21 protein-coding genes are annotated in these 26,698 nt (G+C 42.5%); 8 read left to right on the forward strand and 13 right to left on the reverse strand.

Features of this window, described 5'->3' with window-relative positions; all coding sequences use genetic code 11:
- The first annotated feature begins 1,197 nt into the window (after positions 1 to 1,197).
- A complete protein-coding gene (locus F6K53_RS25590; protein ID WP_293064318.1) occupies positions 1,198 to 2,409 on the forward strand; it encodes a VCBS repeat-containing protein in 1,212 nt (403 codons plus the stop codon).
- 93 nt (positions 2,410 to 2,502) lie between these two features.
- Complete coding sequence (locus tag F6K53_RS25595) at positions 2,503 to 3,192, forward strand: class I SAM-dependent methyltransferase (protein ID WP_293064321.1); 690 nt, start codon at positions 2,503 to 2,505, stop codon at positions 3,190 to 3,192.
- A 273-nt stretch (positions 3,193 to 3,465) separates the two neighbouring features.
- Here the strand turns inward: F6K53_RS25595 and F6K53_RS25600 are convergent, their stop codons facing one another.
- The 6 genes from F6K53_RS25600 to F6K53_RS25625 all read right to left on the reverse strand — a co-directional run bounded on the left by F6K53_RS25600 (position 3,466) and on the right by F6K53_RS25625 (position 9,630).
- The gene (locus F6K53_RS25600) at positions 3,466 to 4,266 is read right to left on the reverse strand and encodes a phytanoyl-CoA dioxygenase family protein (protein ID WP_293019041.1); all 801 of its coding nucleotides are present in this window, start codon (positions 4,264 to 4,266) and stop codon (positions 3,466 to 3,468) included.
- A complete protein-coding gene (locus tag F6K53_RS25605) occupies positions 4,263 to 5,462 on the reverse strand; it encodes a macrolide family glycosyltransferase (RefSeq protein ID WP_293019043.1) in 1,200 nt (399 codons plus the stop codon). Before F6K53_RS25605 ends, F6K53_RS25600 begins: the two co-directional genes overlap by 4 nt.
- A gap of 79 nt (positions 5,463 to 5,541) precedes the next feature.
- On the reverse strand, positions 5,542 to 6,465 hold the full coding sequence (locus F6K53_RS25610; RefSeq protein ID WP_293019045.1) for a hypothetical protein: 924 nt from the start codon (positions 6,463 to 6,465) through the stop codon (positions 5,542 to 5,544).
- Between the two features lie 32 nt (positions 6,466 to 6,497).
- Entirely contained in the window at positions 6,498 to 7,418 is a 921-nt protein-coding gene (locus F6K53_RS25615; RefSeq protein ID WP_293064325.1) for a hypothetical protein, read from the reverse strand.
- A 402-nt stretch (positions 7,419 to 7,820) separates the two neighbouring features.
- Complete coding sequence (locus F6K53_RS25620; RefSeq protein ID WP_293082608.1) at positions 7,821 to 7,973, reverse strand: hypothetical protein; 153 nt, start codon at positions 7,971 to 7,973, stop codon at positions 7,821 to 7,823.
- A 370-nt stretch (positions 7,974 to 8,343) separates the two neighbouring features.
- On the reverse strand, positions 8,344 to 9,630 hold the full coding sequence (locus tag F6K53_RS25625; RefSeq protein WP_293082611.1) for an MFS transporter: 1,287 nt from the start codon (positions 9,628 to 9,630) through the stop codon (positions 8,344 to 8,346).
- A 281-nt stretch (positions 9,631 to 9,911) separates the two neighbouring features.
- Between F6K53_RS25625 and F6K53_RS25630 the strand changes: the two genes are divergently transcribed.
- Positions 9,912 to 14,153 (forward strand): DUF2157 domain-containing protein, encoded by a 4,242-nt coding sequence (locus F6K53_RS25630; protein WP_293082614.1) that lies wholly within the window; start codon positions 9,912 to 9,914, stop codon positions 14,151 to 14,153.
- A gap of 361 nt (positions 14,154 to 14,514) precedes the next feature.
- Here F6K53_RS25630 and F6K53_RS25635 read toward each other — a convergent pair whose 3' ends face one another.
- Positions 14,515 to 15,720 (reverse strand): phosphoglycerate kinase, encoded by a 1,206-nt coding sequence (locus F6K53_RS25635; protein ID WP_293019052.1) that lies wholly within the window; start codon positions 15,718 to 15,720, stop codon positions 14,515 to 14,517.
- Between the two features lie 191 nt (positions 15,721 to 15,911).
- Here F6K53_RS25635 and F6K53_RS25640 point away from each other — a divergent pair, with 191 nt between their 5' ends.
- Positions 15,912 to 16,328, forward strand: a complete 417-nt coding sequence (locus F6K53_RS25640) for a universal stress protein (protein ID WP_293072187.1) — start codon at positions 15,912 to 15,914, stop codon at positions 16,326 to 16,328.
- A gap of 127 nt (positions 16,329 to 16,455) precedes the next feature.
- Positions 16,456 to 17,322: a ribosome biogenesis GTPase YlqF gene (gene ylqF / locus F6K53_RS25645; RefSeq protein WP_293072186.1), complete on the forward strand. Its 867-nt coding sequence runs from the start codon at positions 16,456 to 16,458 to the stop codon at positions 17,320 to 17,322.
- Positions 17,323 to 17,832: 510 nt separating this feature from the next.
- Here ylqF and F6K53_RS25650 read toward each other — a convergent pair.
- Both F6K53_RS25650 and F6K53_RS25655 read right to left on the reverse strand, forming a co-directional pair.
- Positions 17,833 to 17,982: a hypothetical protein gene (locus tag F6K53_RS25650; protein ID WP_293082617.1), complete on the reverse strand. Its 150-nt coding sequence runs from the start codon at positions 17,980 to 17,982 to the stop codon at positions 17,833 to 17,835.
- A gap of 168 nt (positions 17,983 to 18,150) precedes the next feature.
- Entirely contained in the window at positions 18,151 to 18,660 is a 510-nt protein-coding gene (locus F6K53_RS25655; RefSeq protein WP_293082620.1) for a peptidase C15, read from the reverse strand.
- Between the two features lie 61 nt (positions 18,661 to 18,721).
- Here F6K53_RS25655 and hisH point away from each other — a divergent pair, with 61 nt between their 5' ends.
- Positions 18,722 to 19,378 carry an imidazole glycerol phosphate synthase subunit HisH gene (gene hisH, locus F6K53_RS25660; protein WP_293037415.1) on the forward strand — a complete coding sequence of 219 codons (657 nt, stop codon included), beginning with the start codon at positions 18,722 to 18,724 and terminating at the stop codon, positions 19,376 to 19,378.
- 71 nt (positions 19,379 to 19,449) lie between these two features.
- Positions 19,450 to 19,989 (forward strand): 16S rRNA (guanine(966)-N(2))-methyltransferase RsmD, encoded by a 540-nt coding sequence (gene rsmD / locus F6K53_RS25665; protein WP_293037418.1) that lies wholly within the window; start codon positions 19,450 to 19,452, stop codon positions 19,987 to 19,989.
- A 35-nt stretch (positions 19,990 to 20,024) separates the two neighbouring features.
- Here the strand turns inward: rsmD and petG are convergent, their stop codons facing one another.
- Positions 20,025 to 20,138 (reverse strand): cytochrome b6-f complex subunit V, encoded by a 114-nt coding sequence (gene petG / locus F6K53_RS25670; protein ID WP_070395274.1) that lies wholly within the window; start codon positions 20,136 to 20,138, stop codon positions 20,025 to 20,027.
- A 455-nt stretch (positions 20,139 to 20,593) separates the two neighbouring features.
- On the opposite strand from petG, the gene F6K53_RS25675 reads away from it, so the two are divergent.
- A complete protein-coding gene (locus F6K53_RS25675) occupies positions 20,594 to 20,968 on the forward strand; it encodes a cytochrome c (RefSeq protein ID WP_075903624.1) in 375 nt (124 codons plus the stop codon).
- 387 nt (positions 20,969 to 21,355) lie between these two features.
- Here the strand turns inward: F6K53_RS25675 and F6K53_RS25680 are convergent, their stop codons facing one another.
- From F6K53_RS25680 to F6K53_RS25690, 3 genes are all read right to left on the reverse strand, one after another.
- The gene (locus tag F6K53_RS25680; RefSeq protein WP_293082624.1) at positions 21,356 to 22,822 is read right to left on the reverse strand and encodes an HlyD family efflux transporter periplasmic adaptor subunit; all 1,467 of its coding nucleotides are present in this window, start codon (positions 22,820 to 22,822) and stop codon (positions 21,356 to 21,358) included.
- Between the two features lie 125 nt (positions 22,823 to 22,947).
- Positions 22,948 to 25,314 (reverse strand): ABC transporter permease, encoded by a 2,367-nt coding sequence (locus tag F6K53_RS25685; protein ID WP_293046772.1) that lies wholly within the window; start codon positions 25,312 to 25,314, stop codon positions 22,948 to 22,950.
- A 283-nt stretch (positions 25,315 to 25,597) separates the two neighbouring features.
- Positions 25,598 to 26,308 carry an ABC transporter ATP-binding protein gene (locus F6K53_RS25690; RefSeq protein WP_293046773.1) on the reverse strand — a complete coding sequence of 237 codons (711 nt, stop codon included), beginning with the start codon at positions 26,306 to 26,308 and terminating at the stop codon, positions 25,598 to 25,600.
- Positions 26,309 to 26,698: the final 390 nt, after the last annotated feature.

Consider the following 26,698-nt stretch of genomic DNA (forward strand, 5'->3'; position numbering starts at 1 on the left):
CCAGTGGGACTTAAACGAAGTTTAAGCCCAAATAGACCCCAAACCCTCTTTGTGAGCAGCAAATACATCCCTATTTTTGGTCAGCCAATCGAATAAACTATCAATACATAGCTTTACGAAAAGCTTTATTAGCTTCAGTAAATGTCTTCAAATGTTGATTATAACATATTCTTTATACTCCTCCATTTAACTCATTAAAAATAATAAAAACATAGGCACAAAACACCAATAACTTCAAAAATCCTAATAAGGCTTCGTATTCCCTCATTTATATTTTTTATAATCATATTTTTCTTGGGTAGTTTCGATAACAAAAATTCCTCAGTTTATTTTAAATTAGGTTGATAATAGCCATTATGTTGTTACTTTTTCTGACTCAACATTTGTGTGTGATAAAATAGTCAATATCTGTCGCTTCTTCAAAAGAACTAGCATTCATTACGATAGCAAAAGTTCTTTATCCTGGTTCTTCAGTACCTGGTATGCTAAATTTCCAGTTAAAAAACTTATAAAGCTTACTGTATAAGGATTCTTAGGCTATTCAACTAACAAAATTTTCCTTTATACGGCCTCTGACCACTGTTCCCTGTTCCCTGTTCCCTGTTCCCTCTTACATACTGTTTATTTAGCATAACAAGTACGGAAGAGCCTTTATCCTTCTAGACTAGACAATCTCCCACTGAATGTTGCTAGCCAAACCGTCTTTAGTTTATCTAAACTTAAATTTATTTATTAAAATTACTATTATGGCAAGATTTTTTATAATTTACCTAGACTAAGTTTTATTTTAATTACTGATTTTTTGATTATTATTTTTTAGTTTTTAGCAACTACTACTATATATTTTAGCTTTCTTTTTTATACTTATTTCAAAAAGCTTTTATTGTTACCATACCCAGCATCAATTAACAATATTTTTGGTTGGTAACCTCTTGACAAGCTTCTCTCATTCCAGTTTTCAAGTAACTGGGGTGGCTTTGTCAACCCCAGTTACTTGAATGCTTACATTATAATTGCTTTTTTTGAACCCTAAAATCCTTGCTTAGCAAAGATTTTAGGGTTTATTTTATGCTAAATTAGCATAACTACCCCAGAAGAACCGGAATCATTAATCCAATGTCCCCAAGTTTTTTACCCTTGAAGAGAGCCAAATTCAAAATAGTGGCGGTAATTTTGATGAAATTATTGATTTGGGCCATGCTGTGGGCGAGCGCTCCAGCCAATGTCAAGGCTGAAGAAGCCGCCTCACCCTGGCAGAGACATACCATCGAGCAAGGTACTGATGAGGTGCGCGGTGCTGACGGAGTGCGCCTGGCAGATGTTAACGGCGATGGATTATTGGATATTGCCACCCCCTGGGAAGAAGCGGGTCTAATTAAAATTTATCTCAACCCTGGCCATAGTAAGTCCAAGGCCCCTTGGCCTCAAGTCACTGTAGGTAAAGTTGCTTCCCCAGAAGATGCTGTATTTGCAGACTTGGACGGAGATGGAGTGATCGATGTAATTAGTTCCAGCGAGGGGGAAACTAAAACCTTATCCGTACATTGGGCACCGAAGGAAAAAACAGATTATCTCTCAGAGTCATTCTGGGAAACCAAGGCCATTCCTGCAAGCTTGAATAAGCAGCAGTGGATGTTTGCCTTGCCCTTACAGCTCGATGGCAAACATGGCCTCGATTTAGTAGCTGGAGGCAAAAATAGGAAAGCTCAAATTGGTTGGTTCGAGGCTCCAGAGAATCCCCGAGACTTATCGGCTTGGCAGTGGCATTCTCTATACGACGCTGGCTGGATCATGTCTTTAGTAGCGGCAGATTTAGACAGAGATGGGGATTTAGATCTTGTAGCCTCCGATCGTCTGAGCCAAAATCGCGGTTGTCTGTGGTTCGAGAATCCCAGTTTGCCAGGAGCGATGGCCGAAAAATGGCCCCTCCATCGGATCGGTGATGTAGAAAGTTATGGCGATCGAGAGGTAATGTTTCTGGAGCTTGTCGATTTAGATAAAGATGGATTGCTTGATATTTTAGTCGCCATCAGAGGGCAAGAATTAATTTACTTTCGTCAAATTTCAGCTAAACTCGACCAATGGGAAGAATTTACGATTAACTTACCCGAAAATACTGGAAATGCTAAAAGCCTGAAAGTTGCCGATATTAATTTAGACGGAAAGCTAGATATTGTTTTCAGCAGCGAAAATGCACGGGATAAATCCTCTGTAATGTGGCTATCGGATGCAGCACAATCCATTAACTCCGATTTAGCAGCTTACGACATTAGCGGTTTAGAGGGGATTAAGTTTGATTTAGTGCAATTAATCGATTTAGATGGAGATGGAGATTTAGACGTACTTACCAGCGAAGAAACCACTAACTTAGGAGTGGTTTGGTATGAAAATCCAATTCTACCCAGATAGCGGGGATCGCTAATATTGTTCTGAACGATCGTGTCAAAATCAACTCATGAACTGCTACCATAGTAGGGTGGCTTCGTTAATTTAACAATATCGATGACAGATTTGGGGATAACTGCTGGAGAAAACTATAACGATTATGTGGGTCCCGCAGAAGAGTACGATTTCATGGGAGCATCTCAATTTCGGTTGCTCTGTACACTGGGACTTCGGTCCAAGCATAAATTGCTCGATTTCGGCTGTGGCTCACTTCGTGCAGGTCGGCTTTTCCTGACTTACCTTGATGAAGGTTGCTATTACGGGGTCGATCCTAACAGGTGGTTAATCGAGGATGCGATAAAATTTCAAGTTGGACAGGATCTCCTCCGTATCAAGAAACCGTTCTTTAGTTACAATGATCAATTCTCTTTGGCCGAATTTGAAACCCATTTTGATTTTATCCTCGCACAGTCCATATTGACTCATACTGGGATTGACCTAGTGAGGCTTTGTCTCCAGAACTTTGCTAGATATTTGAAACCTGATGGTCTCATCCTTGCTACCTTTTTGGAGGGAGATTCTGACACTGAAGGAGATAGTTGGGAATACCCGATGTGTGTAACATTTCGACCATCGACAATTAGGCAATTAGCACAGGATGTGGGGCTTGTAGGAATTTCAATCCCCTGGTTTCGTCCAAGACAAACTTGGTATGTTTTTGCGAAAAATCCAGACCGTCTTCCCACTGAGGCTATGTTTCCTTATCTTCATGGTGCTGTCTTGTTTGATTCGATGTTGGGGAGTTGAAAAAAATAAAAGGCTCTATCCCTGGGGTCTCCTGGGTTTGTGCTTGAAAAGGTTCGCCATCATACAAAAAACTACTTGCTTTACACGAAAAAAAGTCTCCATTCAACGGCTTCAGAATTGATAAGCTTGCCTTACGATTAAAAACTCAGGAGACCCTATTCCTGTTTAAGGAAGGCTGAGGTTGAAAACCCATCAAATCTTTGCCAGAAAAAGGTTTCAGGATGGAAGTCGGCCTTAATTGAGACATCTGCTCCTGGGATTTGCCATAATTAGCTACCCTTTGGAAGTCAAATAGCGATTAGCCTCATCTTCACTAAGCAGAACTAGCGGCGATCGCTCTGGATCTGAAAAGAAGGCTGGACTTTCCTTTTTGGGAAGGGCGCTCTGTTCAAGTGAGCTGTATGTAATTACAAAATTTCGACGCTCAAAGGGAGAAATGTTGGCAACTGAACCATGCAATGTATCGTAATGTACGAACAAAACTGAGCCAGCAGGACCTTTCGGCGCTGAAATCCCTGACTTCTCTACAAATTTCACAAACGTTCCTCGATCTACGGTCAATGGTACACTGGCTGTGGGACTCTGTACAACGCTGTGATCCCAATCCAGTAAACCTTGTGTGTGAGACCCAGGTATATAATAAATTGGCCCATTGAACTCATTAACCTCGTCTAAAAAAAGGATGACATTTCCCCCTTTCGGCGCGGAAATTTTTTCGTAATGCTGTGCGAAGGCTGAGTCTTGATGCCATCCCCACATTCCTCCTGTAAATGCTGACTTCATCACTATTTTGCTACGGAAGACGTATAACTCACGACCGAAAAGCTGTTGTGCGGGTTCAAGTAAGCGCGGGTGACGGACTAAACTGCGAAAAATCCGGTTGGTGAGATGAATTCCGTAAAGGGTGCGTAAGGTTTCCTCATCTTCTTCCCAAGCTCGCCCCAATGTCTCATCAGCTACAACGATTGGTACTTGAGCGCGGATTGCCGAAACTTCCTCGGAGGAAAAACACTCTGAAATGAATAAAAAACCTTGTTCTTCATATTGTTCTATCTGATCTTTTGTTAGTTTCATTTCTTGTACTCCAAAATGATATCGACAGCTTTTTGGATTCCTCCTGCTTCTCGAAATGATTTGCTTAGCCGTTTGATGCTATCACGAATTTCATTATCTTCTATTACCTGTTCAACAATTTTTTTGAATTCTCTAGGCTGAATACTTTTCTGCTTCACCCATCGTCCTAACCTTAATTCTTCCACTCGATTAGCAACTAGATATTGATCTCCTCCTTGAGGAAAAACAATCATTGGAACTTGGTTAAGAATTGCCTCCCAAGTGCTGTTTGTTCCTCCATGGGTAATAAAAACACTAGCGTGCTGGAGAATACTTAGCTGCGGTACATAATTTCTTACTATAAAGTTAGATGGAATCTGTCCGAGCGATTCAACATCAACCATCTCACCTACGGCCATCACTATCGTGCGATCGCTGTCTTTGAATGCTTGTAAACACTTTTCATAAAAAGGATATTTTGTATTATAAAATTTAACTGATCCTAAGGATATATAAATGATTGAGTTGTTCTGAATTGTTTTTAATGGTAGCTCGGGTTCTAAAGGTCTATCGATATAGCAGGGTCCAGTAAAATGATAGTTTTTATTGAATTTCGAACGCTGGATCTGAAACATTTCGGATGCATAGACAATATTTAAATCCCCTCGTAAGTTCATACAATTCGGTTGCAGCTTAAAAACATCACGCTCTTCGATCCGCTTGAGTGGGTACTTTTGTATCAATTGTCGCCAAAGCTGCCTATCTCGATTAAAGAGGCGTAGATGTCGAGGAGTTTCAGCAATCGGATAGGCTTCTAGTAAAAGCTGTATTGGGGGAAAAAAACTAGGCGGTAGTAGGAAATTCGTGTGAATGCAAACTGTTGAGAGATTGAGTAAGTCACCCAGCACAGCTCCCCATAAGCATTTTGATGTAAAAATGAGTAACTTGGGTCGATCACGTTCGAGTTGTGCTAACAAAATCGGTACAGCATCTAAAGTGTACTCTATAACGCGGGATTGAAGCGTCACATCCTCGGGTGCTTCCTTCATCTTGGGAAGATTACAGAATCTTGCTCCATGAGACTCGATCAGATCTCGCAATTCCTCAAAGCAGTAACAAGCTATTTCTTCTCCACGCTGAGCTAGTTCATTCGTTATTCCAACCGTTGTCGCCATTCGCGAGTAAATTGGAAGGTCAAAGAAAACAATATTGGACATTGGATAATGAGAGGGCCGGATTCAAAAATCACGAATTGCTTCAAGCTGTCTCTGAGGGTTTATCAAAACCAATTAAATTTTAAACCAGTTTCAACGTTTTAGAGATAAAGTCAATATGAGGACTTTTATTGGGAATTCCCGTTCCTAAATGCATCCCATAAATTCCTTCATTCATAACCGAATTGACTTCCCAATCCACACAAGTTACTATACCAGTATTACAACCAAAAGCCATCTCCGTGAGACTTAGTTGTCTTTCTGGATGAAGTTCTACATCAAGTAATGCAGAGGTTTCATCGCGACCATCTAATACCAAGCGAGTTACAGAGTTATCTTCCAGCTCTATATATTTTTCTTGACTAGATGCGATGCGCTCGGATAGGGCTTTTAAAGCCATCTGGTTGCGCTCTTTTATCACTCGCTTATTTGCAGAATAAAGAATACCGTCGAAATAAAAAATCCCTTCCACTGAAAAACTGGATTTATTTCCTTTGATATTTACGACCGAACTTTCCCATAACTCAGCAATGGAGTAAAACCAACCTGCTTGTAATTCATCTTCAGCATTAGCAACCTCCAAGCTTTCCGCCAACTGACACTTTAGTTGACTACCTCTGTCATCGGACAAATATAGTCCCCCTTGAACCTCAGCAATTTTATTATAAGTCTTACTTCTCAGCACTAGCCCTTGTTCGAGATTGAGGCTATTAGCCTCTAGCAGCCGCTCCAACGAATAAACAATTCCCTCAAAACTGCCATCAAACTTGACTGCTGGCAAATGGACAACCGTACTTTCGGATACATTCCATAGTTCTTTCAGACGGTCATGATAGTCGTAGTCGGAAAAGACAACAAATGCGGCCTCTCTATTTCTAAAATCATAATCATCAAACAGAATGGTTTGATATCCTTCCCGATCAAGGTAGGAACGCAATTGATGATTATCAACAATGATCATCATCTTCTTGCCGATTAGGGACTCGTAAAAATCTAAAATACGCATTAATTTATTTAAACTTTGCTAATTTATCGCCTTTAATCCTCAACTATTTTGATAGTCTGGGAGATAAAGTTAACATATGGACATTTGTATGCTGTTCCCATCCCTAAATGCATGCCATGTATAACTCGATTAATTATGGAATTTACTTTCCAATCCACTCTTTTTATTAGCATGGCATTACAACCAAAACCAATTTCGGTAATGCTCATCTTCCTCTCAGCATCCAGATCTAGGTCTAGCAATAAACTCGTTTTATCCTGACCATCTATCACTAGTCGAGCGATTGAATTATCTTCAATATCAATATATTTTTTCCGGCTGGATGTTACAGCCCTAAATAAGCAGCTTAATGCTTCTTTGTTGCGCTCTTTCGTCTCTGGTAGGGTAGAACCGTGTATCATTCCATCGAAAAAAAGCCTTCCTTCTACCGAGAAACTGGATTTATTACCTTGAATATTTACTATCGAAGTTTCCCAAAACTCAGAAATAGAGTAAAAATATCCTGCTCTAAGACTATTTTCGCTATTGACAACTTCTAAAGTTTCTGCAAACCAAAACTTCAACTCACTGCCTCTTTCATCAGCTAAATATAACTCCTCTGAGCTGTTGGCGATTCTGTCATATATCTGACTCCTTCGCTCTAAATTTTCTTCAATTTTGCAACCTAGAACCCGATCGAATGCATAAACAATTGCCTCCAAGCTTTCATCATGCCTAACTGCTGCGAGTTGTACGATTGTACTTATCGAGCTATTGGATAGAGCTAGCAATCGCCTGTAGCAGTCATAATCTGAAACTATGGTGAAGACAACTTGATTTTTTGTAAAGTCATAGTTTTCAAACAATATCGTTTCATATCCTCGATCTCCGAGGTAAGTAAGCAGCTGAGAGTTATCTACAATAATTGGAACTTGTTTTTGAATTAACGATCTATAAAAATCTCGAATATCCACCTTAATGTCTTACTTATACTCACCTAGATTTGCTGGCTTACAATAAAGCCTTAAACTCAGATATAACAGTATTTTTTTTTTGGGTGGAAAAATGAAAATCAAGTCGCAAGCAAATTGCTTTAGGAGATCTTTACAAACTCACTACTATAAGTAAGAAACTTCCCGATATCAACGATTCCCAAGCAAGATTTATTAGAGTTCGCGACCGCACGGAAAGAAAAGTTGGCAAAGATCTCTTTGTTCCCTAAGCAAGGCAAACGCATCTAAATTATAGAAGCCTTACTCAGCAAAGATTTCAAAATTAATAAGCCAAAATACTTATCCTATGAATCTCATATCTAGTAGGCATTTCAAAATAAGATGCGTTTACGCTGGTTTGCTAGGTTCTAAGCCAGTTCTGACTTACCAGTAAACATTACCCAGTTTACTGCGGGTATTCTTGTCAACTTGTTCGAGTTTACGCTTTTTGCTTGCGGTTTCTTTGTGCTGTGTTTCTTTTTTGATTTCTTTTTTCATTGGATTTACTCCCGTTCGTTGGGAATTAGTGTACTGCATCCGAAATTTCAGATGACACTGTTTATTTTGGATGGAAACTAATGAACACCTTTTATTCTTTATGATTTCTTTATATTATCTTTAATTTTGTTTACATTAAAACTATTTGCCTTGCCCTGCTTGACTGACAAAAGTAAGAGCTGGAGGTCTTCCCCAGGGCAAGCGCATCTAATTTTGTAGTCAAAAATACAGAGTATTTTTAACAATTGTGATTAATCGAGAGATTTGAGTATTAAAGATGTTAAGTATTAGGCTAAGAGAGTAAAGCATCTATCCTGATTGACTGACAAAACTGGCAGTGGTAAAGTTGTAGTGCTTTGAGTAGGGTTTGGTCAAGGTAACGGGAGCGAAAATCACTACTTGTGTACCACTACCCACCTATAACCTCATCACTCTTCTTGCCCAGATAGGACAAAATCCCAAGACCTAAGCCCACACTGCTAGCAGTCACTAACCAAAAACCACTGGTAAATTCTGGAGATTGGTCCAATGCCCAACCTCCTAAAGACGGTCCAATCAAGTAACCTACTGCCCAACACTGAGATTCAAGAGAAAAGTAAACTCCTCGCAAAGATTGTGGAGCTAAATCCCCCACCAAAGAAGAGGCAGAAGGGATATAAATCACCTTAGCTAAGGCTAAGAGTAACAAAGCACAAAATGCTGGAATAACTGCAAGATTATCAACAATTCCTGTGAGCCACACTAACACAAATCCTCCAGACCACAGCAGTAAAGAAACCATCAAGATATTGGTGCGTTTAAACTGGTTTAGAAAGCGGGCAACAGGTAGTTGGAAAATGGCACTAAAGGCGACATGCCAGAAGAAAATAAGACTAATCGTTTCTGGAGCTAATCCGGTTTCTGTTCCTCCTCCTGGAACAAAATTTGCAAAATATAGGGGCATAATGCTATTGAGTTCAGCATCATAGGTAGTGAAGAGAGTATTCCCTAGTAACCAAATCATCAAAAAGCGATCGCTTAGTGCTTGTTTCCAGGATTGGGTAGGGGATTGAGGCACCTCTTGAACGTTATTTGTTTCTGCGATCGCTAAATAAATCACAACGAAGAAAATCACATAAAAAATACTTTTGAGCACAAATAAAGTACGGTAACTCCCAGAAGCAGCAATTAACTGCCCTGCCCCAATAACTCCCAATCCTAGCCCTAAGCTATCAGCTAAACGAGTCACTGAAAAGGCTTCATTACGCTGAACAGGAGTGGTTAGATCGGTAACCACTGCCTCAGTAGGAGGCCAATATAGACCAATCCCTAAACCCATCAGTAAGTTAGCAATAACCAGAGTTTGAAAATTATAGGTAAACGCTAAACAAAGGCTTGCTAGAGCAGAAACAGCTGCCGAGAGTAGCAAAGTTTTCTTGCGTCCCCAAAACTGGGAATCAGCCAAAGTCCCTGATATCAAGCGTCCTAATACTCCAGAAATTGAAGAACTCCCTAGAGCAATCCCAACTTGGGTGGCGGATAAACCAATCTGATTAACAAAAAAAATCGAGGCATAAACTAAAGTAAACCCTTGACCGATATGCAATAACAATCGACCGGTTGCTAGAATCCAAATCTCCTGCCTTAATGCTGGGAGCAAAGATAATAATTTATTGAGCAATTTCGGTAAGGTTAAAAGGTTGAGGGGTTGAGCCATTGAGCAGCATTTACAATTCTTTACATCTAAGTAAATAGTATAGGGTAATCGCAATAATCAATCAGGAAGCATTATGCTAACGACTATTGATCAAGACGTGCAATAGTGCTGATCATCAAGGCTTAATAGGGTCATAACTGCCAACTTTAAGATTCTATTGTGACAGTTGATAGGGTGGAATGTGGTATCTAGCAAGGTTCCGGCTCTTTAGTAGACAATAGTAAGTATCTGTATCCTAAATCAGCCCCCCTTGCATTCCTATTTAACTAGGAATATTGCTTATGTCATCGCCACGGGAGGGTTCTATCACTATTGCCCTCAAAACCAATACTTCCCAGTCTAAACTGTTGGAAGCTTTAGCCCTATGGCAAGAGCTAGGTTTACTCTCTGAGACTAGCATCGATATCATATTTAAAACTAAAGCATCCCATCCGGCTCTTTTAGAGGGATTAGATGCTTGGTTACGTTTGGGTTTGCTCCAGGAAACCTTTGTAAAACGGTTGTGTCGAGAACATCTCACCTGTGCTTTACCAGAACCTAGTGTAACTCCAAAGGTTTCTGCTCTACCAGTCTCGAAACCAGCGCCTCAACTAGTCTCACCCTTAGCTAGTAATGACTTTGCACCGGAGACACCCAAAGCGAAGAAACCCAACTCGATTGCTCAAATGTGGCAATCCCTTCAAGCAGAATTCAGTGTCCGCTGGTTGCTATTCCTGGGTATGTTTATGGTGGTGGTATCCTCTGGGGTACTGGCTGCTAGTCAATGGGACAATTTCCCAGCTGCTGGACAGTATGGAGTATTGCTTGCCTATACCTTGAGCTTTTGGGGGATTAGTGCTTGGACAACCAAACAAGGGAATTTACCGTTAACGGCTCAGACCTTGCGAGTTGTAACTCTGTTGCTGATCCCAGTCAATTTTTGGGCAATGGATGGCTTTGGTTTGTGGCGTCATCCCTTAAATTGGCTAGTGGTAGCAGTGGCGACAGTGGTACTAAGTGCGATAGTACTAAGTTCGATACTCTTAGGTCGCGGCTACGGGAACGGATTTTTACGATTACGACAACAAAAATCATTTCCCTTACCCATTATTAATTATTTAGGTTTGAGTTACCTAAATTGGGCTTGGGGTATCCCTGGATTTCCCATAGGAGCAGTCTATTTGGGCATCGGTAGCACCATCGCTACCTTATATATAGAATCCAGAAAGAAAAATTCAGCATTTATTTTTGATGTTGCTGGCTTCCGCATCTTAGTTTATGGCATCGGCATCCTGCTATTTAGAGCCATTTTTGTCATAGGTGTCGATATTGAACAACTGGGGTTAGCTATTGGGATGTGTGGTTGGTTTCTCTACTGGCTATCCCAAAAGCCTCAGGCACCATCTGTCCCCGTCTCCCCGTCTCCCCGTCTCCCTATGATTTGGTTAGGGGGTAGCTTGCTGGTGCTGGGTTGGCTAGTTTGTGTAGCAGCTGAGATTCCTTGGCAAGCCATGATTGTCAGTGGGCTAGGGGTGTGGTTATTTGTCAATCGTTTACTAAAATCTTGGCGACGTTCCGATTTAGCCGCCATATTAGCCATTGGCTTACAGATGGTTTGGCTTTCATGGCGATTGATTCCGCCATCAATACAAACCTCGCTACTGGAAACAGCAACTACGTTAACCCATTCCCAAGAAACTCCCTATGTATTGTTGAGTTTAGTACTGTTTCCCTATCTGGTTTTAATTGTTGGGTTAGCAGATTGGTTATATCAGCGCAAAAAACATGATCTGGCAGAATTTGCAGAAGTCATTGCACTAGGAATAGGAGTTTCTCTAACTACTCTATGTTTTTCCAATCCCCTGTTACTCACGATTAATGGTATTAATTCTGCTATCACTTTAGGGATTGTGACTCAGCGACGGGATAGGTTAGGGATTAAGCATCATCTGCGCTTAAGGGTCTACCTAACCCACAGTAGTGCGATCGCAACCGTTATCAGTGCCATTAACTATCTCTTTCCCAACCTACATCTAGGCGGCTTTTCAGCAATTTTATTAGCCCTGATGCTAGCAGAATGGAGCTTGAGTTTAAAGATTCCCGCTACTTCTGACTATGTCAAGATTTGGCGAGAGAGTGCTTGGCACTTGGGTTTAACTTTAGCTGGTCTGAGTTATGTATTATTGTGTGTTAACTATAGTCCCTACGACGTTAACCCAGATAGTTACCAGAGAGCATGGGGTCTGTTGTGGCTAATCACTCCATTATCTCTGACTGGATTAGCACGTGGTTATCGCAGTTGGCAACCCCCTCAAGACAAGTTTGTGATCCGGTTGAGTGTAGTTGCTGTCATCCTATCCCAATTGCTGATCCTAGGAATACCAGGAATTAGGTTAATCAGTTTAGCATCCGCTACAGCACTGATGTTGGTTAATACCCGCTATTTAAAGCAATTAACATCAGCAGCAATTACCGTAGGATGCGGCATCAGCTTAGTCGGGTTCCTGCTTTGGGATGGCATCCTTGGGTTTCCCCAACCGTCCGGACAAGATTGGTTTGTTGTTGGAGCGATCGCTATTTTAACCTTATGGTTATGGCAAAGCTGGTTACTTCGTATTAGCAAGATACAGGATAACCAATCACAATTCAAAACTTCAAATCAACAAGCCAACCTACCCGAAGGGAACGCCAAAGGCGAACAACAAACTAACCTTCAACCTTCAACCCTTCAACCTTCAACCCTTCAACCATCCAACCTTGGCCAAAAGGCCACGCTACGCGAACAACCATCTAACCTTCAACCATCTAACCTTCAACCATCTAACCTTGGCCAAAAGGCCACGCTACGCGAACAACAAACTAACCTCCCAAAACTCTATGCACAAGCAATGGATGGGTGGGCGATCGCACTGTGTATTTTTCAGCTAATTCTGCTGACTTGTTATTCTCTGATAGTCTACATTGGGTTTTGGTCACCAACATGGTTTATGCTCATTGTAAATGCAGTGACCTTAGGAGCGATCGCGTATCGCAGTTTTCCTTATCCATCCAACTGGGCTATTTATGGGATTGGTTGGAGTGTGGAACTGTTAACTACAGAAACGCTGGGCTTAACAGAAGCGCTGGGCTTATTTGAGCATTCACTGATCAATTTAGCCATTGCCAATATAATATTAGGACTAATTGCTCAATTGTTAGGAGATTGGTGGCGACGCCGATCTAATCTCGACAAAATACCTAGTAGCTGGCATATTATTCCCCTGCTATACGGTAGCTTAGGACCGCTCTTAAGTTGGGGAACCTTTACCAATTGGACAGGTTTATCCTCTTTTGCCCTAGCAATAATTGCCATTGGGGTAGGGCGTCGCCGTGCAGAATTTAAACCTCTAATTTACCTGGCGCTATTTGGGATATCGGTTTCTGCCTATCAACTGTTGTTCTATCAATTATCCCAGTTAGGAGGAGGAGCAAGAGGGGATGGATTGATTATAATGGCAGTGCTTGGCACTAGTATTATGTACGCCTATCGGGTATTTTCTCCTTGGCTGAAAGGATATCTACATTTTACCCCAAAAGAACTAAAGGTTATTTCCTATCTCCATTGGATATGGAGTAGTTGTTTGTTGATAGCAGCAACAACTGAGCCCATTGAATCCGCTATGATGCTGGGATTTAGTACTGGCGCGTTTTTAGTTATCTATGCTATTTCTCAAGGACGGAATCGGTCGAATCCCTTGCTTGGAGAAATCTGGGTTTATTTAGGTTTTGCTGAAGCATGGGGGATGCGGCTGTATTGGATTAATACCCCTGTGGCGCGTCTGTTATCCGGACCATTAGTGCCTTGGAAAGGTGCGATCGCATCCTTAGTCGCTTACTTTTTGTATTTCCTACCTTGGGAAAATTGGGGTTGGTCAAAACGTCCTTGGCAAATCGCTGCTTTCTTAATCCCCCTGATTGCCATTGCAGAAAATCCCTATAGCGGTAATTTAGCTAGTTTGCTGATTATCGCAGCTTTCTATATTATTCTCGCAATTTTTAATCAGCAAATTCGGTTTACCTTTATCAGTGTAATAGTAATTGACTGGATGTTGCTCCGCTGGTTTGGACAACTACACTTAACTGCTGCTCTTTGGTATGTTCTCCCCTTGAGTTTATCCTTACTCTATATTGCCCAAGTCGATCCCTATCTAAGCCAACCCCCCCAAAAACAAATACGTCACAATCTCCGGTTAATCGGGACTAGTATGATTTGTTTGGTTTCCTTTTGGACTGCTCAATGGCTTGGGTTATTAACTGGGGGAATTAGTGTAGTGCTAATTTTTGCTGGATTGGCGATGAAAGTAAGAGCATTTCTTTATGTTGGGACGGGAACATTTTTAATTAATGCGATCTACCAACTACTGATTTTTAGCGTTGATTATCCATTTTCTAAATGGGTGGTAGCGCTGTTTGTGGGAATTGGGTTTATCTGGATTGCTGCTACCTTTGAAACTCGCCGTGATCAGATTACAGCTTGGATGAATCAATTCCAAAGTTGGGAATAAGTTTTGGTTGGAAGTTGAAGTTTTAAGGTTAAATGTTGAAGGTTAAAGGTTAAATGTTGAAGGTTGAAGGTTGAAGGTTGAAGGTTGAAGGTTGCAGGTTGCAGGTTGCAGGTTGCAGGAGCAATGCTGCATGAGGTTTACCAAAAAATCACTGATGGTAACGTTTACGCCATGCTCTTTTTTTTATGACTTTTGCGCCCTTAGTCCCAATCTAGGATTTCCAAATAGATTATAAAAACCAATGCTGATTGATTGGAAACCAAAAAATTTCACCATCAAGATAATGATAAATAGGGAGACAGCAATGCTATCTCCCTATTTAAAACTATGATTTAAAACAATGCGTTAAAAAAAACACTAATTAGGCATCATTTAAAGCAGCAATTCCAGGTAGAACCTTGCCTTCGAGTAACTCAAGGCTGGCACCACCACCGGTGGAAATGTGGCTCATTTGGTCAGCAACACCAACTTTTTCGACGGCAGCTACTGAGTCACCACCACCAATGATGGTAGATGCACCTGTCTTGGTCAGCTCAGCCATAGAGTTTGCGATCGCTTCTGTGCCCTTAGCGAACTTATCAAACTCAAACACTCCCATCGGACCATTCCAGATTACAGTTTTGCAATCTGCTAAAGCATCCTGAAACACCTTTACAGAATCTGGACCAATATCCAAACCCATCCAGCCATCGGGAATAGCTTCAATACTGACAGTCTGGGAATTAGCATCAGGGGCAAAATTATCTGCGATCACCACATCAGTGGGCAACAGCAATTGCACACCACGCTCTTTTGCCTTAGCTTCTAAGGATTTCGCCAAATCGAGCTTATCGTCTTCCACCAGGGACTTACCCACACTCATACCACGGGCCTTGTAGAAGGTAAAAATCATTCCACCGCCAATTAGCAGTTTATCCACCTTCTCCAATAGAGTATCAATCACCCCAATCTTACTGGACACCTTAGAGCCGCCAATAATTGCAGCTAGAGGCTTTTCGGGATTTTCTACAGCGTTTTGTAAATACTGCAGTTCCTTCTCAATCAAGTACCCAGCTACAGAAGGACTCAGGTAATGGGTGACTCCCTCAGTAGAGGCATGAGCCCGGTGCGCTGTTCCAAAGGCATCATTGACATACAAATCAGCAAGGGATGCCAACTGTTTGGTGAATTCTGGGTCATTCTTTTCCTCTCCAGCGTGGAAGCGGAGATTTTCCAGTAAAGCCACCTGACCATTTGCCAAAGCACCAACTTGGGCAGCCACCTCGTCTCCAACACAGTCTTTACACATGGTCACCGGTTGACCCAGAAGTTCTGAAAGACGCTCAGCAACGGGGGTTAGACGTAAACTTTCCTTCACTTGTCCCTTGGGTCGTCCCAAGTGGCTACACAGGATTACCTTTGCCCCTTTCTTAAGTAAATCTTGAACAGTGGGTAAAGCAGCACGAATGCGAGTATCATCGGTGATGGTGCCATTGTCATCCAGGGGTACATTCAGGTCTGCTCTGACCAATACCGTTTTTCCGGCTAAATCTGATTCACTTAAATTGGCTACACTTTTCTTGGACACAGTATTAATCTCCTAATTGCTATTGCCTGCTAATCCCCGACTATCAGCCGTCTTGCAGGATGATTTGACGTCAGAGAGTTCGCTGTACATTAACTGGTAAGTCACCAGCTGAATGACCAGGACAAAAGGTATTCTTTTGTTAAGACCGTTCACATTTTACCGGAGTCCGGATCCTGGAGGAAATCTGTGATATGTTCAATACCGTTGTATTTCCCATTGACTCAAGTCGAGAAAGCCGTGAAGCTGCTGAGGTTGTTGGGAACATAGTGCAAAAGTACGGCAGCAATCTATATCTGCTGTCAGTGGTTGAAAAACCTGACCCTGGCCAGGGTACAGCTGCTGCTCCCGAGGCAATGACATCCCCTGAAGTAGTAACAGAACTGCTTAACGGTGCCAAAGCACTATTTGCTCAGCAAGGCATTGAAGCCAAAACCCTGGAGCGGGAAGGAAAGCCTGCCTTCGTGATCTGCGATGTGGCTGACGAAATTGGGGCAAATTTAATTGTGATGGGCTCTAGGGGGCTAGGGTTGACAGATGAAGGTATAGCTAATAGCGTGGCCGATCGAGTGATTAATTTGTCCCCTTGCCCAGTTTTGATTATTCCCTAATTTGTGATTAGTCATTGGTTTCATAAAATTCCTTGGTTACTAATTGTCAATTGCCAATGGTCGATTTTCAATTAACTAATGACCAATGACTAATCAGCAATGACTAATGACTAATGGCTAATGACTCATGACAATCCAGTGGTATCCCGGACACATTGCCAAAGCCGAGCGAGAACTCAAGGAACAGTTGAAGCGAGTCGATGTGGTATTAGAGGTGCGGGATGCTCGGATTCCCCTCTCTACTCATCATCCTCAAACCGACCAGTGGGTGGGTAATAAAACTCGGGTGTTAGTGATTAACCGGGTGGATATGATTGAGCCAAGGATGCGCCAACTTTGGGAATCGTGGTTTCAACAGCAAGGGGATATCCCCTATTTCACTAATGCTCAACAGGGTAAGGGTATCCGCGCTGTGGCTAAAGCCGCCCAGACAGCTGGGGAGGAAATCAATCAACGTAGGCGCTCACGGGGAATGCGACCTCGTCCTGTCCGAGCTGTGGTAATTGGATTTCCCAATGTCGGTAAATCTGCTTTAATTAATCGACTTTTGGGACGTCGTGTGGTAGAGAGTGCTCGTCGTCCCGGTGTGACACGCCAATTGCGTTGGATACGTATTTCTGACCAACTTGAACTACTTGATGCTCCTGGTGTTATTCCTGCCAAGTTAAACAATCAGCAGCAGGCGCTCAAGTTAGCTATCTGTGATGACATTGGTGAAGCATCTTACGACAACCAACGGGTAGCAACAGCACTGGTTGCATTCCTGAAAGATTTAGATAATATGAAGGAGTACACTCTTTTATTAAAGTCTTCTTTACAAAAGAGGTACCAACTAGACCCAAACCCATTAACCGCTGAAGATTACTTACATGGTCTAGCCGACTATCGCTATCAGGGAAACATCGAACGTACAGCGCGGCAACTATTGGGGGATTTTCGCAAGGGTTTACTCGGAGCAATTGCATTGGAAGTACCACCAGAAGTACTACCCTAAGTACCACCAATGTAAATCCTTAGCATTTACAGCATCTACACAAGTAAAATTGCAAGCCCGATTCTACTAGTGAGTACTAGCTAGTGAGCGTCCTACTAGGGAGTATTACTAGGGAGTCTTTCTAGATAGTCTTTCTAGGGGGCCTAAGTTCCCTATGGATATGTTTGTCTATAAAAGGAAAGAATTTAAGTCTTATTGAACCAATATTGTCAATATCTATTGAAAAAGAAATACCAGAACTTAAGCGAGGAAGCGAATTGAGGAGCTAAACCTAACTTGAGACAGATGACTTGAGCTAATTAGCGTAACCAACTTCAGTAATATTGCCGAGGGAAAAGTTTTTCAATCAGTCCTATAATCAGTATTGAGCACCGAAACAGCTGATGCAGGGCTTACGCAAGAACTCTACAGGTAGTGTTAACAGTTACCCTTTAACCCCTACAGGTAGTGTGTCGATGGCTGAATTGCGTAAGCTCTGTTTACCTGTATTAATAGATACTGCTATAAGCATCAATATTTCTTAACTAAAGTTTGTATTTGTTCAAAGTTGAACGTTGTTCGCGTAGCGTGGCCTATTGGACAAGGTTGAAGGCTGTTCGCGTAGCGTGGCCAAAGGCCAAGGTTGGCAAGTTGAACGCGATCGCGTGGCCTATTGGCCAAGGTTGTTTTGATTAGGCTTCTTGTAAATGTATTGTCTTGATGCAAAGCGCGAGTGGGGGAAACCCTCTAATTAAGGCGCTGCATTGCTTTCGTGATAATGTTTTTCTCAATTATTCTGTGCTGATCGGAAGTTACCCGATCTGAAGTTACCGACAACTGCGACAAAGTCTATTGTGCCATTTGTTCCAAAATTATCCTAAAATCAGCCAAGATACTAGGCAAATTGTCTAGATTCAGCACAGGCACATGAACAAAGATACAAGAAGTATTGAGGTGATGTTCTCCAAGATACTTCAACACTTCGTAATAGAGTCCTTCGCAGACAAATTTACCAGCATCATGGCTAATCTCACATCCACTCAAGGCAGCTACTAGTTTCTCTAAGTTCACTGGGGTTTGAAGGCAGTCATCTTCACGACTAGCACAGGATTCGACGGTTAATTTGTGCCGTTTAGTAGCCATTCCACAACAAATAATCCGATCGGGTTGTATTTGATCAATTTTGGCAATTACCTGAGCACTAGCTTCGGCAATATCGACGGGCAACTGTCTAAGAAAAGTCAGGGAAGCAGATAAATCATTGATTTGAGCAATTTTCCCTAATAAATCATCAGAGGAGTTAGATACCTGATCCGGTAGCCAGGTTTGAAAGGATGTCAAGAGGATTTTTTTGTTCATTCAACAGAACCAATTAAAATAAAAATAGCTTCAATAGTTCAATGTAAGGGAAAGCAGGTTAATGCCAGTAATTGCGGTTGTAGACTACGACATGGGGAACCTGCACTCTGCCTGTAAAGGGTTACAGAAAGCTGGTGCAACTACCTTAGTGACAGATTTAGCAGCAGATATAGCACAGGCGGATGCGGTGGTACTACCGGGAGTGGGGGCGTTTGACCCAGCGATACAACATTTGCGATCGCGTAACCTGGAGCAACCGATTAAACAAGCTATTGCCAGCGGTAAACCCTTTTTAGGTATTTGTCTAGGTTTACACATTCTGTTTGAGGCTAGTGAAGAAGGCACAGAACCTGGATTAGGGATTGTGCCTGGCACAGTGCGCCGCTTTCGTCGAGAACCAAGTATTACGATTCCCCATATGGGTTGGAACCAGCTAGAGTTTACTCAACCAGATTGTCCCCTTTGGCAGCATTTATCGGGCAATCCCCGAGTCTATTTTGTCCATTCTTATTATGTTGACCCAGTTGACCCTGGGATTCGAGCCGCAACTACTACTCATGGGAGTCAAACGGTGACGGCTGCGATCGCTTACAATAATGTCGTAGCAGTACAGTTTCACCCGGAAAAGTCTTCTACTACAGGACTGCAAATTTTGTCTAATTTCGTGGCTCAGGTCAAGAGTTACTGCCATGATCGTACACTTGTCACCAAAGCCTGAAAATTATTCTTCTTAAAATTCTGCTACTACTACTGATTTAATCAGCACGCTCCCCACTGTCCTGTGTTTGGATGAGAATTTACGGCAATCGCCAACTGAAAACTTTGCCAGGACAAATTACCCGCCCGACACCAGCACGGGTGCGGGAGGCAGTATTTAATATTTGGCAAGGCAGTGTAGAGAATTGCCGATGGCTGGATTTATGTGCTGGTAGTGGTTCAATGGGTGCTGAGGCTCTATGTCGGGGAGCTGCTTTAGTGGTAGGGATTGACAAATGGGCAAAAGCTTGCTCAATTATTCGTCAAAACTGGCAACAGATGGCTCAGGCGCAGCAAGAATTTCGGGTGTTGCAGGGGGATGTGGTCAGGCGATTGAAAACCTTGGCTCCTCAGCAGTTTGACCACATTTATTTTGACCCCCCCTACGCTAGTGATTTGTACCAGCCAGTGTTAGATGCGATCGCTCAATACCAGCTCCTCGACAGCCATGGTGAGTTAGCTGTTGAGCATAGCTCTAACTACTGGCAACCACAACCAATCCCCAATTTAGAAATTTGTCGCCAGAAGGTCTATGGCAATACTGCCTTGACCTTCTATTGCCCATTAGTTTAAGTCAGGGGTAATGGTCAGCTCATGGGAAGGAAAAACTAACCCCCAAGTTGGTTACCCCGTTGGTATTGCATATAGGCAGCAAAAAATAACCCCAATAGAGTAACAGGTATTAAGCCAAGGACAATCCCAACAAGCAACGGTTCTACCACACTAAGTCTCCTAATTAAGTTTTTTTACCTGTTTCTCATATTACTAGGTCTGATCAACCTTAGGGTGCTGCTGGTGGTCAAACACTAATTTATCAAGCATCCTGAGTTCCATGGGTTGAGATTGCTCAGTCACACTTAGGAGGCTCTGACCTAATGACCTAAGCCCTGACTTGACTTGAGTACTTTTTCCTATATCCCAGCTTATATACTAAAATGTATACCTTAGATCTATTCCCTTAGTATCAGGTATATAGAGGGAGGCATAGTGTAGCATATAATACAAATACAACACAAGATCTTGATTAATGACTCCATAAATTTTAAGCTATGTTTATAAACAAAAATAATACTTAGTCTAAGTATTTACTTATCATTGCTTAACACAACTTAATCAATGGTTCAGTTTTATCGAGATTACAAGCGCTTTATCGATAGTCAACTTGACAGGAGATCCTTTGGAAAACCAGCTTGTCCAACCTAGAGTTCTAGTGCGGCGAGTCACCTTGATAGTACTAGTGGCTTTGCTTGCTATAAGTCTTAGCCTGATCGGAATTCCCATGATGCAGGATTCGGATCCTTATGTACAAAAGGTTTTGTCCCTGAACGGTGATCCAGTCCGAGGTAATGCTATTTTTCAAATCAACTGTGCTGGGTGTCATGGAGCCAACGGGGATGGTAATGTAGGACCAAGTCTACTGAATATCTCTAAGAGAAAGTCTGACGTCAGCCTGATTCAGCAAGTGATCAGTGGTAGAACACCACCAATGCCTAAGTTTCAACCTCAAACTGGAGATATGGCAGACCTGTTGAGTTACCTGGAGCAATTGTAACTAACGGTTAAAGGTTGAAGGTTAAAGGTTGAAGGTTAAAGGTTGTCTGTCAGAATGCAGAATTAAGAATTAAGAATTAAGAATGTAGAATTCCAAATTCTTAATTCTTAATTCTTAATTCAAAAAGGTTGTTCGCCTTTGGCGTTCCCGTAGGGTAGGTTAACGAAGAGCGCTGAAGAAAAAATATGCCAGTTAAATGTTGATTAACTTATAATATTTCCGGCGTTGCTGATTGATTTGTGATTTAGCCTACGCTAATTTGGCTAGTTTAAGATTATACCTGAATTCAGGAACGCCAATCCCTTTTGCTATCAATTAAGTTTCACATCTCAAATGTAAATTATAGAAATTAAAATCACTGATTATAGCTATTCAACGGATAGCTAGTCAACGGGGTGCAACTTGTTTTCCTTCCTGAATTTGTTCAGTGGGATGCAAGATGACTATTTCTCCTTCTCGAAGTCCTTGTTGAATCACTGCTTCAAGATTACTGCGCTGACTAATTATAATCTGACGTTTCTTGGCTTGGTTGTTTTCCACCACAAATGTACACCAGGTCTGGAAATTGGAGCGCTGGATACTCCCTTGATGATCTGAAAATTGCTTACTTCCCTGTGTTCCCCCTGTTACAGACACGGACAAATCATCCCTATTTTGTTGTGAGTCACATCGGAAAATGGCACTTAAGGGAACGACTAGCACATCTGAGCTTTCCCAAACTACAATCCGTGTTTCTACCCGGTAGCCATCACCTAAAGGAATTGGGGAATCTACAAAATTAGCGATCGCATTCACTCGCTGTTCTTCTACCCCAAGAGCTGAAATTTTCGTAAAGGCTGAGGGTTCGATGTACTTGACCTGAGCGTTTAGGGTGCGCTCTCCGCCCCAATGTTCAATAAACATTTTTGCTCCTGGCTTGACTTTGACTGCATCAGTAGAAAGCAAATCAACGACAATCTCTAGGTCAGCAGGATTCCCTATTTCCAACAGGGGGGTTCCGGCTTGTACATATCGAGCACTTTCCTGATTGACTCGTAGCACATAACCATCAATTGGGGAGTAGATTTCAGCACGGGCTGCGTCATCAGCTAGCTTGGCAAGTTCAGCTTGAACACTGGCAATGCGAGCATTGTAGACATCAAGTAAATAGTCAGGGTCTCGCTGTTCGGCTTGGAGAATGGCACGGGCTTCTTTGGCGGCTACGACTTCAGCGGCCACACTATCCACTTCCCGTTGCGCTGCTTCTAATTCCCTCTGGCGGGTAGTTTCTAGCAATTGAGCTGTTTCGAGCTCTTTACGAGAGATTGCGCCATCAATGTGTAACTGTTGGGAGCGTTTGCGATCGCGTTTTGCTTGCTCTAGTGCTGCTAATGCTTGCTGGACCCGAGCTTGAGCTTCTTGCTGTTGGGCTATTGCTGACCGGATGCGGGCTTGAGCCTGGAATAAAGCTTCTGGTTTTGGTCGCTTGGTTGCTACCCCATCACGCTCTGCTTGCCATTGCCTTAGCCGTGCTTGAGCTTCTCGGACGTCTGAATCTAGAGGAAGGCGGTCAATTTGGGCAATTATTGCCCCTTGTTTAATTTTATCTCCTTCATCTAGTTTTATCCTCGCCAGCCGACCGGCAACAGGAGCTGAAACTACGAAGCGGGAGCGGATACGGGTCTTTCCCTCTCCATCCACTGTTACTTGCAAACTACTGCGTTTAACTTCGGCTAGATCAACCCGAATCGGTGCAGGACGAAATCCTAGGACAACTACTGTGATGATGCCAACTCCAACCATAAGGTAAGTTAGCCGTTGAGGAAGGTGCTTCATGAAGTGTCTCAACTCGCGGAATCGATTGTGCGATCGCAACAGTATTTAATTACTACTATTTAATTATTACTATTTAATTACTACTATTTAATTAATACTGTAAGCATTAGCTTATAGCTGATAACTGATAACTGATAGCTTACTAACTATCACGATGTTGATGCTTATTCCCTGGTTTTCAAAACAGCGATTAAGTCCAGACGATTGAGCTGTCTACGGATAATTAATCCAGAACAGAATGCTGCTACTATTACGATAACAAATGTAAAAGCATAGGTATCTTTAGTAATAATTAAGGGAAAACGGTAAAGTTCAGAATTATAGGCAAGAGACATTAAAGCAGCTAAACCGTATCCCAGTCCAAAACCAATAGGAAGGGCGAGTAGGGTAAGAATAACTTGTTCACCTAGGAGAATAAAGGCAATTTCAGCACGAGTAAATCCCATAATCCTGAGACTGGCTAATTCTCGTCCTCTTTCTGATAGGGCAATCCGTGCTGAGTTATAGACTACGCTGAAGGTAATAATGCAGGCAAAAATTACTAGTACTGCTGTAAAGACTTGCAGATTTTTAGCACTAATTTCCTCAAAGCTTTCTAGGCTGGCTTCACGGGTGGCAATACCGGTAATGGCGGGTAGACGTTTGAGGCGATAGTAAAGCTGACTAGCAAGGTGAGGATCAACGGAGAGGTAAGCACCAGAAATAGTTTGTCCTTCTCGCATCAGTCGGTTGAGGGCATGGATATCCATATATACTGAGACACCGAGGAGTTCATCCACCAAGCCGACTACAGGAATGTGACGCACGGGACGGCTTCCTTCCAGGACTTCCACGGTTAGGGTATCTCCAGGAGTAACACCTAGGATTTCGGCTAGTTTGGTAGTCATGACAACTCCGTCTGGGGGTAGATGCACGGTGTACCAATTCTTGTCTAGCAGACGGCGGAATTCTCCGGCTGGGTCGATTCCAGTTAAAGCACTGCGATAGGTATGATGGTCAAAGCGTAAACGTACTGGTACGATGCGGAAGGGTTCGGAACGAATAACTCCTGGTAAGTGAGTGATTTCGTAACGGGTACGTGCGGGACGGGGTTGATTAAAGATAATGGTGAGATCTTCCCGTTGCACTTGGCGGAATTGAAAATCCATCAGGTATGTCAGTGCATCTCCCATGTAAAACCCAGTCAGGAGAATTGCTACAGCAACAGCTATTCCCATAATGGATAGGAAAGCTTGGATGGGCTTGCGTTCCAAATTACGTAGGATAATGCGACCGGCAGGGGAGAAAAACTGCTGTAGACCTAGCCGTTCAATAATGGTAGGTTTGAATTCAGCTGGGGGTTCGGGACGCATGGCTTGGGCTGGAGGAAGAGAAATTGCCCGACGTACCGCCATTAGTCCACCAATTGCTGCTGCGGTAAAGCTGACTATGATTGCGGTGGCGACTAAGTCTGAGCTGACGTCATAGCGTAGTAGGGGAAAGCGATAAAATTCAGCATAAAGTTGGGTTAGTCCATTACCAAGCCAAAGACCAACTAGGGTGCCAAGGATACCTCCTACACTGACAATGGCAAGGACAAATTTAAGATAATGGATACCGATGGTTAGGTTACTGTAACCAAAGGCTTTGAGCACAGCAATTTGCTCCCGTTGGGTTCCGATCAGGCGAGAGAGGACAACATGCAGTAGGAAAGATGCGATCGCTAAAAAAATCGAAGGCATAAAGGTAGCAGAAACTTCCAAACTGCTGAGTTCATCTGCTAGGATTTGATGGGATAACTGATCTTCCCTTCCATAAGCACCTAACCCACCATAGCGTTCCAGTAATCGATCCAAACGGCTAATAATTTCCCTTTCTTGAGCTCCTGGACTTAACGAAAGGGTGACATCATTAAAGGCACCATCAAGGTCGAAGGCTTTACCCAAGGCTTCCCGACCTATCCAAACCACTCCAAATCGCCGATTATCTGGGAAGATTTCTCCAGCACCTCGCACTTCATAAACGTATTCTGGTGATAGCGCCTTTCCTACTATTCGCAATTTTTCCCAACGTCCATTAATAATGGCACCCATGGTATCACCCAAGTTGAGTTGATTGGCTTGGGCGAAAGCTTCACTTACGAGTACTTCGTCTCCTCGTCCTGGTTCAATATAGCGACCCTGACGAATAAATAAGTCATTGAGTATGGAAATACGACGCTCAGGAATTGAGATTAGTCTTCCTGTGGCTGGTTCTGTTAAACCAGGGACATCAAGGGTGACATCAACCACAATCCGAGTTTGGGTTTGGGCAATACCGGGAATAGCAGCAATTTGGGCTTTGAGGGTTTCTGGGGCGCGTTTGAGGGAAGCGAAAACTTGGGCAAAATGGTAGCGGTTGTAATATGTGTCTTGGGTTAGTCGCAAAGAGCTATACGCACTCCTGGCTAGAACGAAGCTAGCAATGCCACAGGCTACTACTAATGCGATCGCTATTACCTGACCTCGCAATTGCCATAGGTCACGTAAGAGTTTACGGTCTAGGGAATTCATGGAAGTGTAAGACCAACTTCAAGAGCCAATCAGCTTAAAACTAGTGCCTTCTAATGGGTTTCAAAAGATTGGCGGATTTTTTATAACTGCTTCTCTTCTTTGTAAAACAAAGCTTCACACACTAACGTCAAACCAAACAGAAAACAAACTAAGAAAGTTGTTAATAATATTGCTATCATAGCTAACACCTCTTACTTTGTGACTCCCCCTAGTTCTTTTATACCTCCCGTTTTCTATCGAGCGAAGTAATTTGATTTAATTCTTAACGTACTCAATCGTTCACTTACCAGTCTAAATCCTCAGGAGCAATCTTAGTCTGATTACCATGTACACTAATAATCTCACCACTACGCATGGTAATCACCCGATCTGCCATAGCCGCAATTCCAGCATTGTGAGTAATTACAGCAGTAGTTGTTCCCAATTCCTGATTCACTCGCTCCAATACATTTAATACTAGCTTACCGGTCTGAAAGTCTAACGCTCCGGTTGGTTCATCACATAGGAGCACTTGAGGACGTTTGGCAATAGCACGAGCGATCGCAACCCGTTGTTGTTCACCCCCAGATAATTGAGCCGGAAAATGGTTAAGGCGATGGGCTAGTCCCACTAGTCCCAAAGCTTCCCGAGGACGCATCGGACGAGGAGCAATTTCGGTCACCAGAGCAACATTTTCCTGAGCCGTCAAGCTGGGAATCAAATTGTAGAATTGGAACACAAAACCCACGCACTCCCGACGAAAGCGGGTAAGAGCACGATCATCAGCACTTGATAGATCACGATTATAGAATTTGACTTGTCCGAAGGAAGGAACATCAAGTCCTCCGAGAATATTCAGCAGAGTGGACTTGCCACTTCCAGACGGACCAAGCAAGACTACAAATTCTCCTGCATAGAGGTCAATAGTAACTGATTTTAGTGCCTGAACATTCACCTCCCCCATCTGATAGGTTTTAGTCACGTCACGCACTTTAAAAATAGGTTCATTGTTCATATAGCGGTTGGCGACTTTATTAAGTACGTATTTCTAGGTTTTTAGGGAACAGGTAACAGGGAACAAGGAACAGGTAACAGGGAATAGAGTATTTAGCATTCAACCTAAGTTATTTATCATTGCCAATTTCAAAATTTAATTAATCTTTTTTATCCCATTCATTTTTATAATTAAAATATCTACAAATTGCTATAAGTCATGATTAATTATTTCAATAGTAATTACTAGATAGATTTTCTAAATAAATTGTGATAATTATTGTCTACTATTCCCGATTCCCGATTCCCGATTCCCGATTCCCGATTCCCGATTCCCGATTCCCGATTCCCGATTCCCGATTCCCGATTCCCGATTCCCGATTCCCGATTCCCGATTCCCGATTCCCGATTC

Source organism: Moorena sp. SIO4A1, assembly GCF_010672065.1.
In the GTDB taxonomy this organism is placed as follows: Bacteria; Cyanobacteriota; Cyanobacteriia; order Cyanobacteriales; family Coleofasciculaceae; genus Moorena.

What these genes read in the sequence shown, in the direction of transcription:
- F6K53_RS25590 (WP_293064318.1), top strand. Translation starts at nt 1,198, where the DNA reads ATGCTGTGGGCGAGCGCTCCAGCCAATGTCAAGGCTGAAGAAGCCGCC.
- F6K53_RS25595 (WP_293064321.1), top strand. Translation starts at nt 2,503, where the DNA reads ATGACAGATTTGGGGATAACTGCTGGAGAAAACTATAACGATTATGTG.
- F6K53_RS25600 (WP_293019041.1), bottom strand. Translation starts at nt 4,266, where the DNA reads ATGAAACTAACAAAAGATCAGATAGAACAATATGAAGAACAAGGTTTT.
- F6K53_RS25605 (WP_293019043.1), bottom strand. Translation starts at nt 5,462, where the DNA reads ATGTCCAATATTGTTTTCTTTGACCTTCCAATTTACTCGCGAATGGCG.
- F6K53_RS25610 (WP_293019045.1), bottom strand. Translation starts at nt 6,465, where the DNA reads ATGCGTATTTTAGATTTTTACGAGTCCCTAATCGGCAAGAAGATGATG.
- F6K53_RS25620 (WP_293082608.1), bottom strand. Translation starts at nt 7,973, where the DNA reads ATGCAGTACACTAATTCCCAACGAACGGGAGTAAATCCAATGAAAAAA.
- F6K53_RS25625 (WP_293082611.1), bottom strand. Translation starts at nt 9,630, where the DNA reads ATGGCTCAACCCCTCAACCTTTTAACCTTACCGAAATTGCTCAATAAA.
- F6K53_RS25630 (WP_293082614.1), top strand. Translation starts at nt 9,912, where the DNA reads ATGTCATCGCCACGGGAGGGTTCTATCACTATTGCCCTCAAAACCAAT.
- F6K53_RS25640 (WP_293072187.1), top strand. Translation starts at nt 15,912, where the DNA reads ATGTTCAATACCGTTGTATTTCCCATTGACTCAAGTCGAGAAAGCCGT.
- ylqF (WP_293072186.1), top strand. Translation starts at nt 16,456, where the DNA reads ATGACAATCCAGTGGTATCCCGGACACATTGCCAAAGCCGAGCGAGAA.
- F6K53_RS25655 (WP_293082620.1), bottom strand. Translation starts at nt 18,660, where the DNA reads ATGAACAAAAAAATCCTCTTGACATCCTTTCAAACCTGGCTACCGGAT.
- hisH (WP_293037415.1), top strand. Translation starts at nt 18,722, where the DNA reads ATGCCAGTAATTGCGGTTGTAGACTACGACATGGGGAACCTGCACTCT.
- rsmD (WP_293037418.1), top strand. Translation starts at nt 19,450, where the DNA reads ATGAGAATTTACGGCAATCGCCAACTGAAAACTTTGCCAGGACAAATT.
- F6K53_RS25685 (WP_293046772.1), bottom strand. Translation starts at nt 25,314, where the DNA reads ATGAATTCCCTAGACCGTAAACTCTTACGTGACCTATGGCAATTGCGA.
- F6K53_RS25690 (WP_293046773.1), bottom strand. Translation starts at nt 26,308, where the DNA reads ATGAACAATGAACCTATTTTTAAAGTGCGTGACGTGACTAAAACCTAT.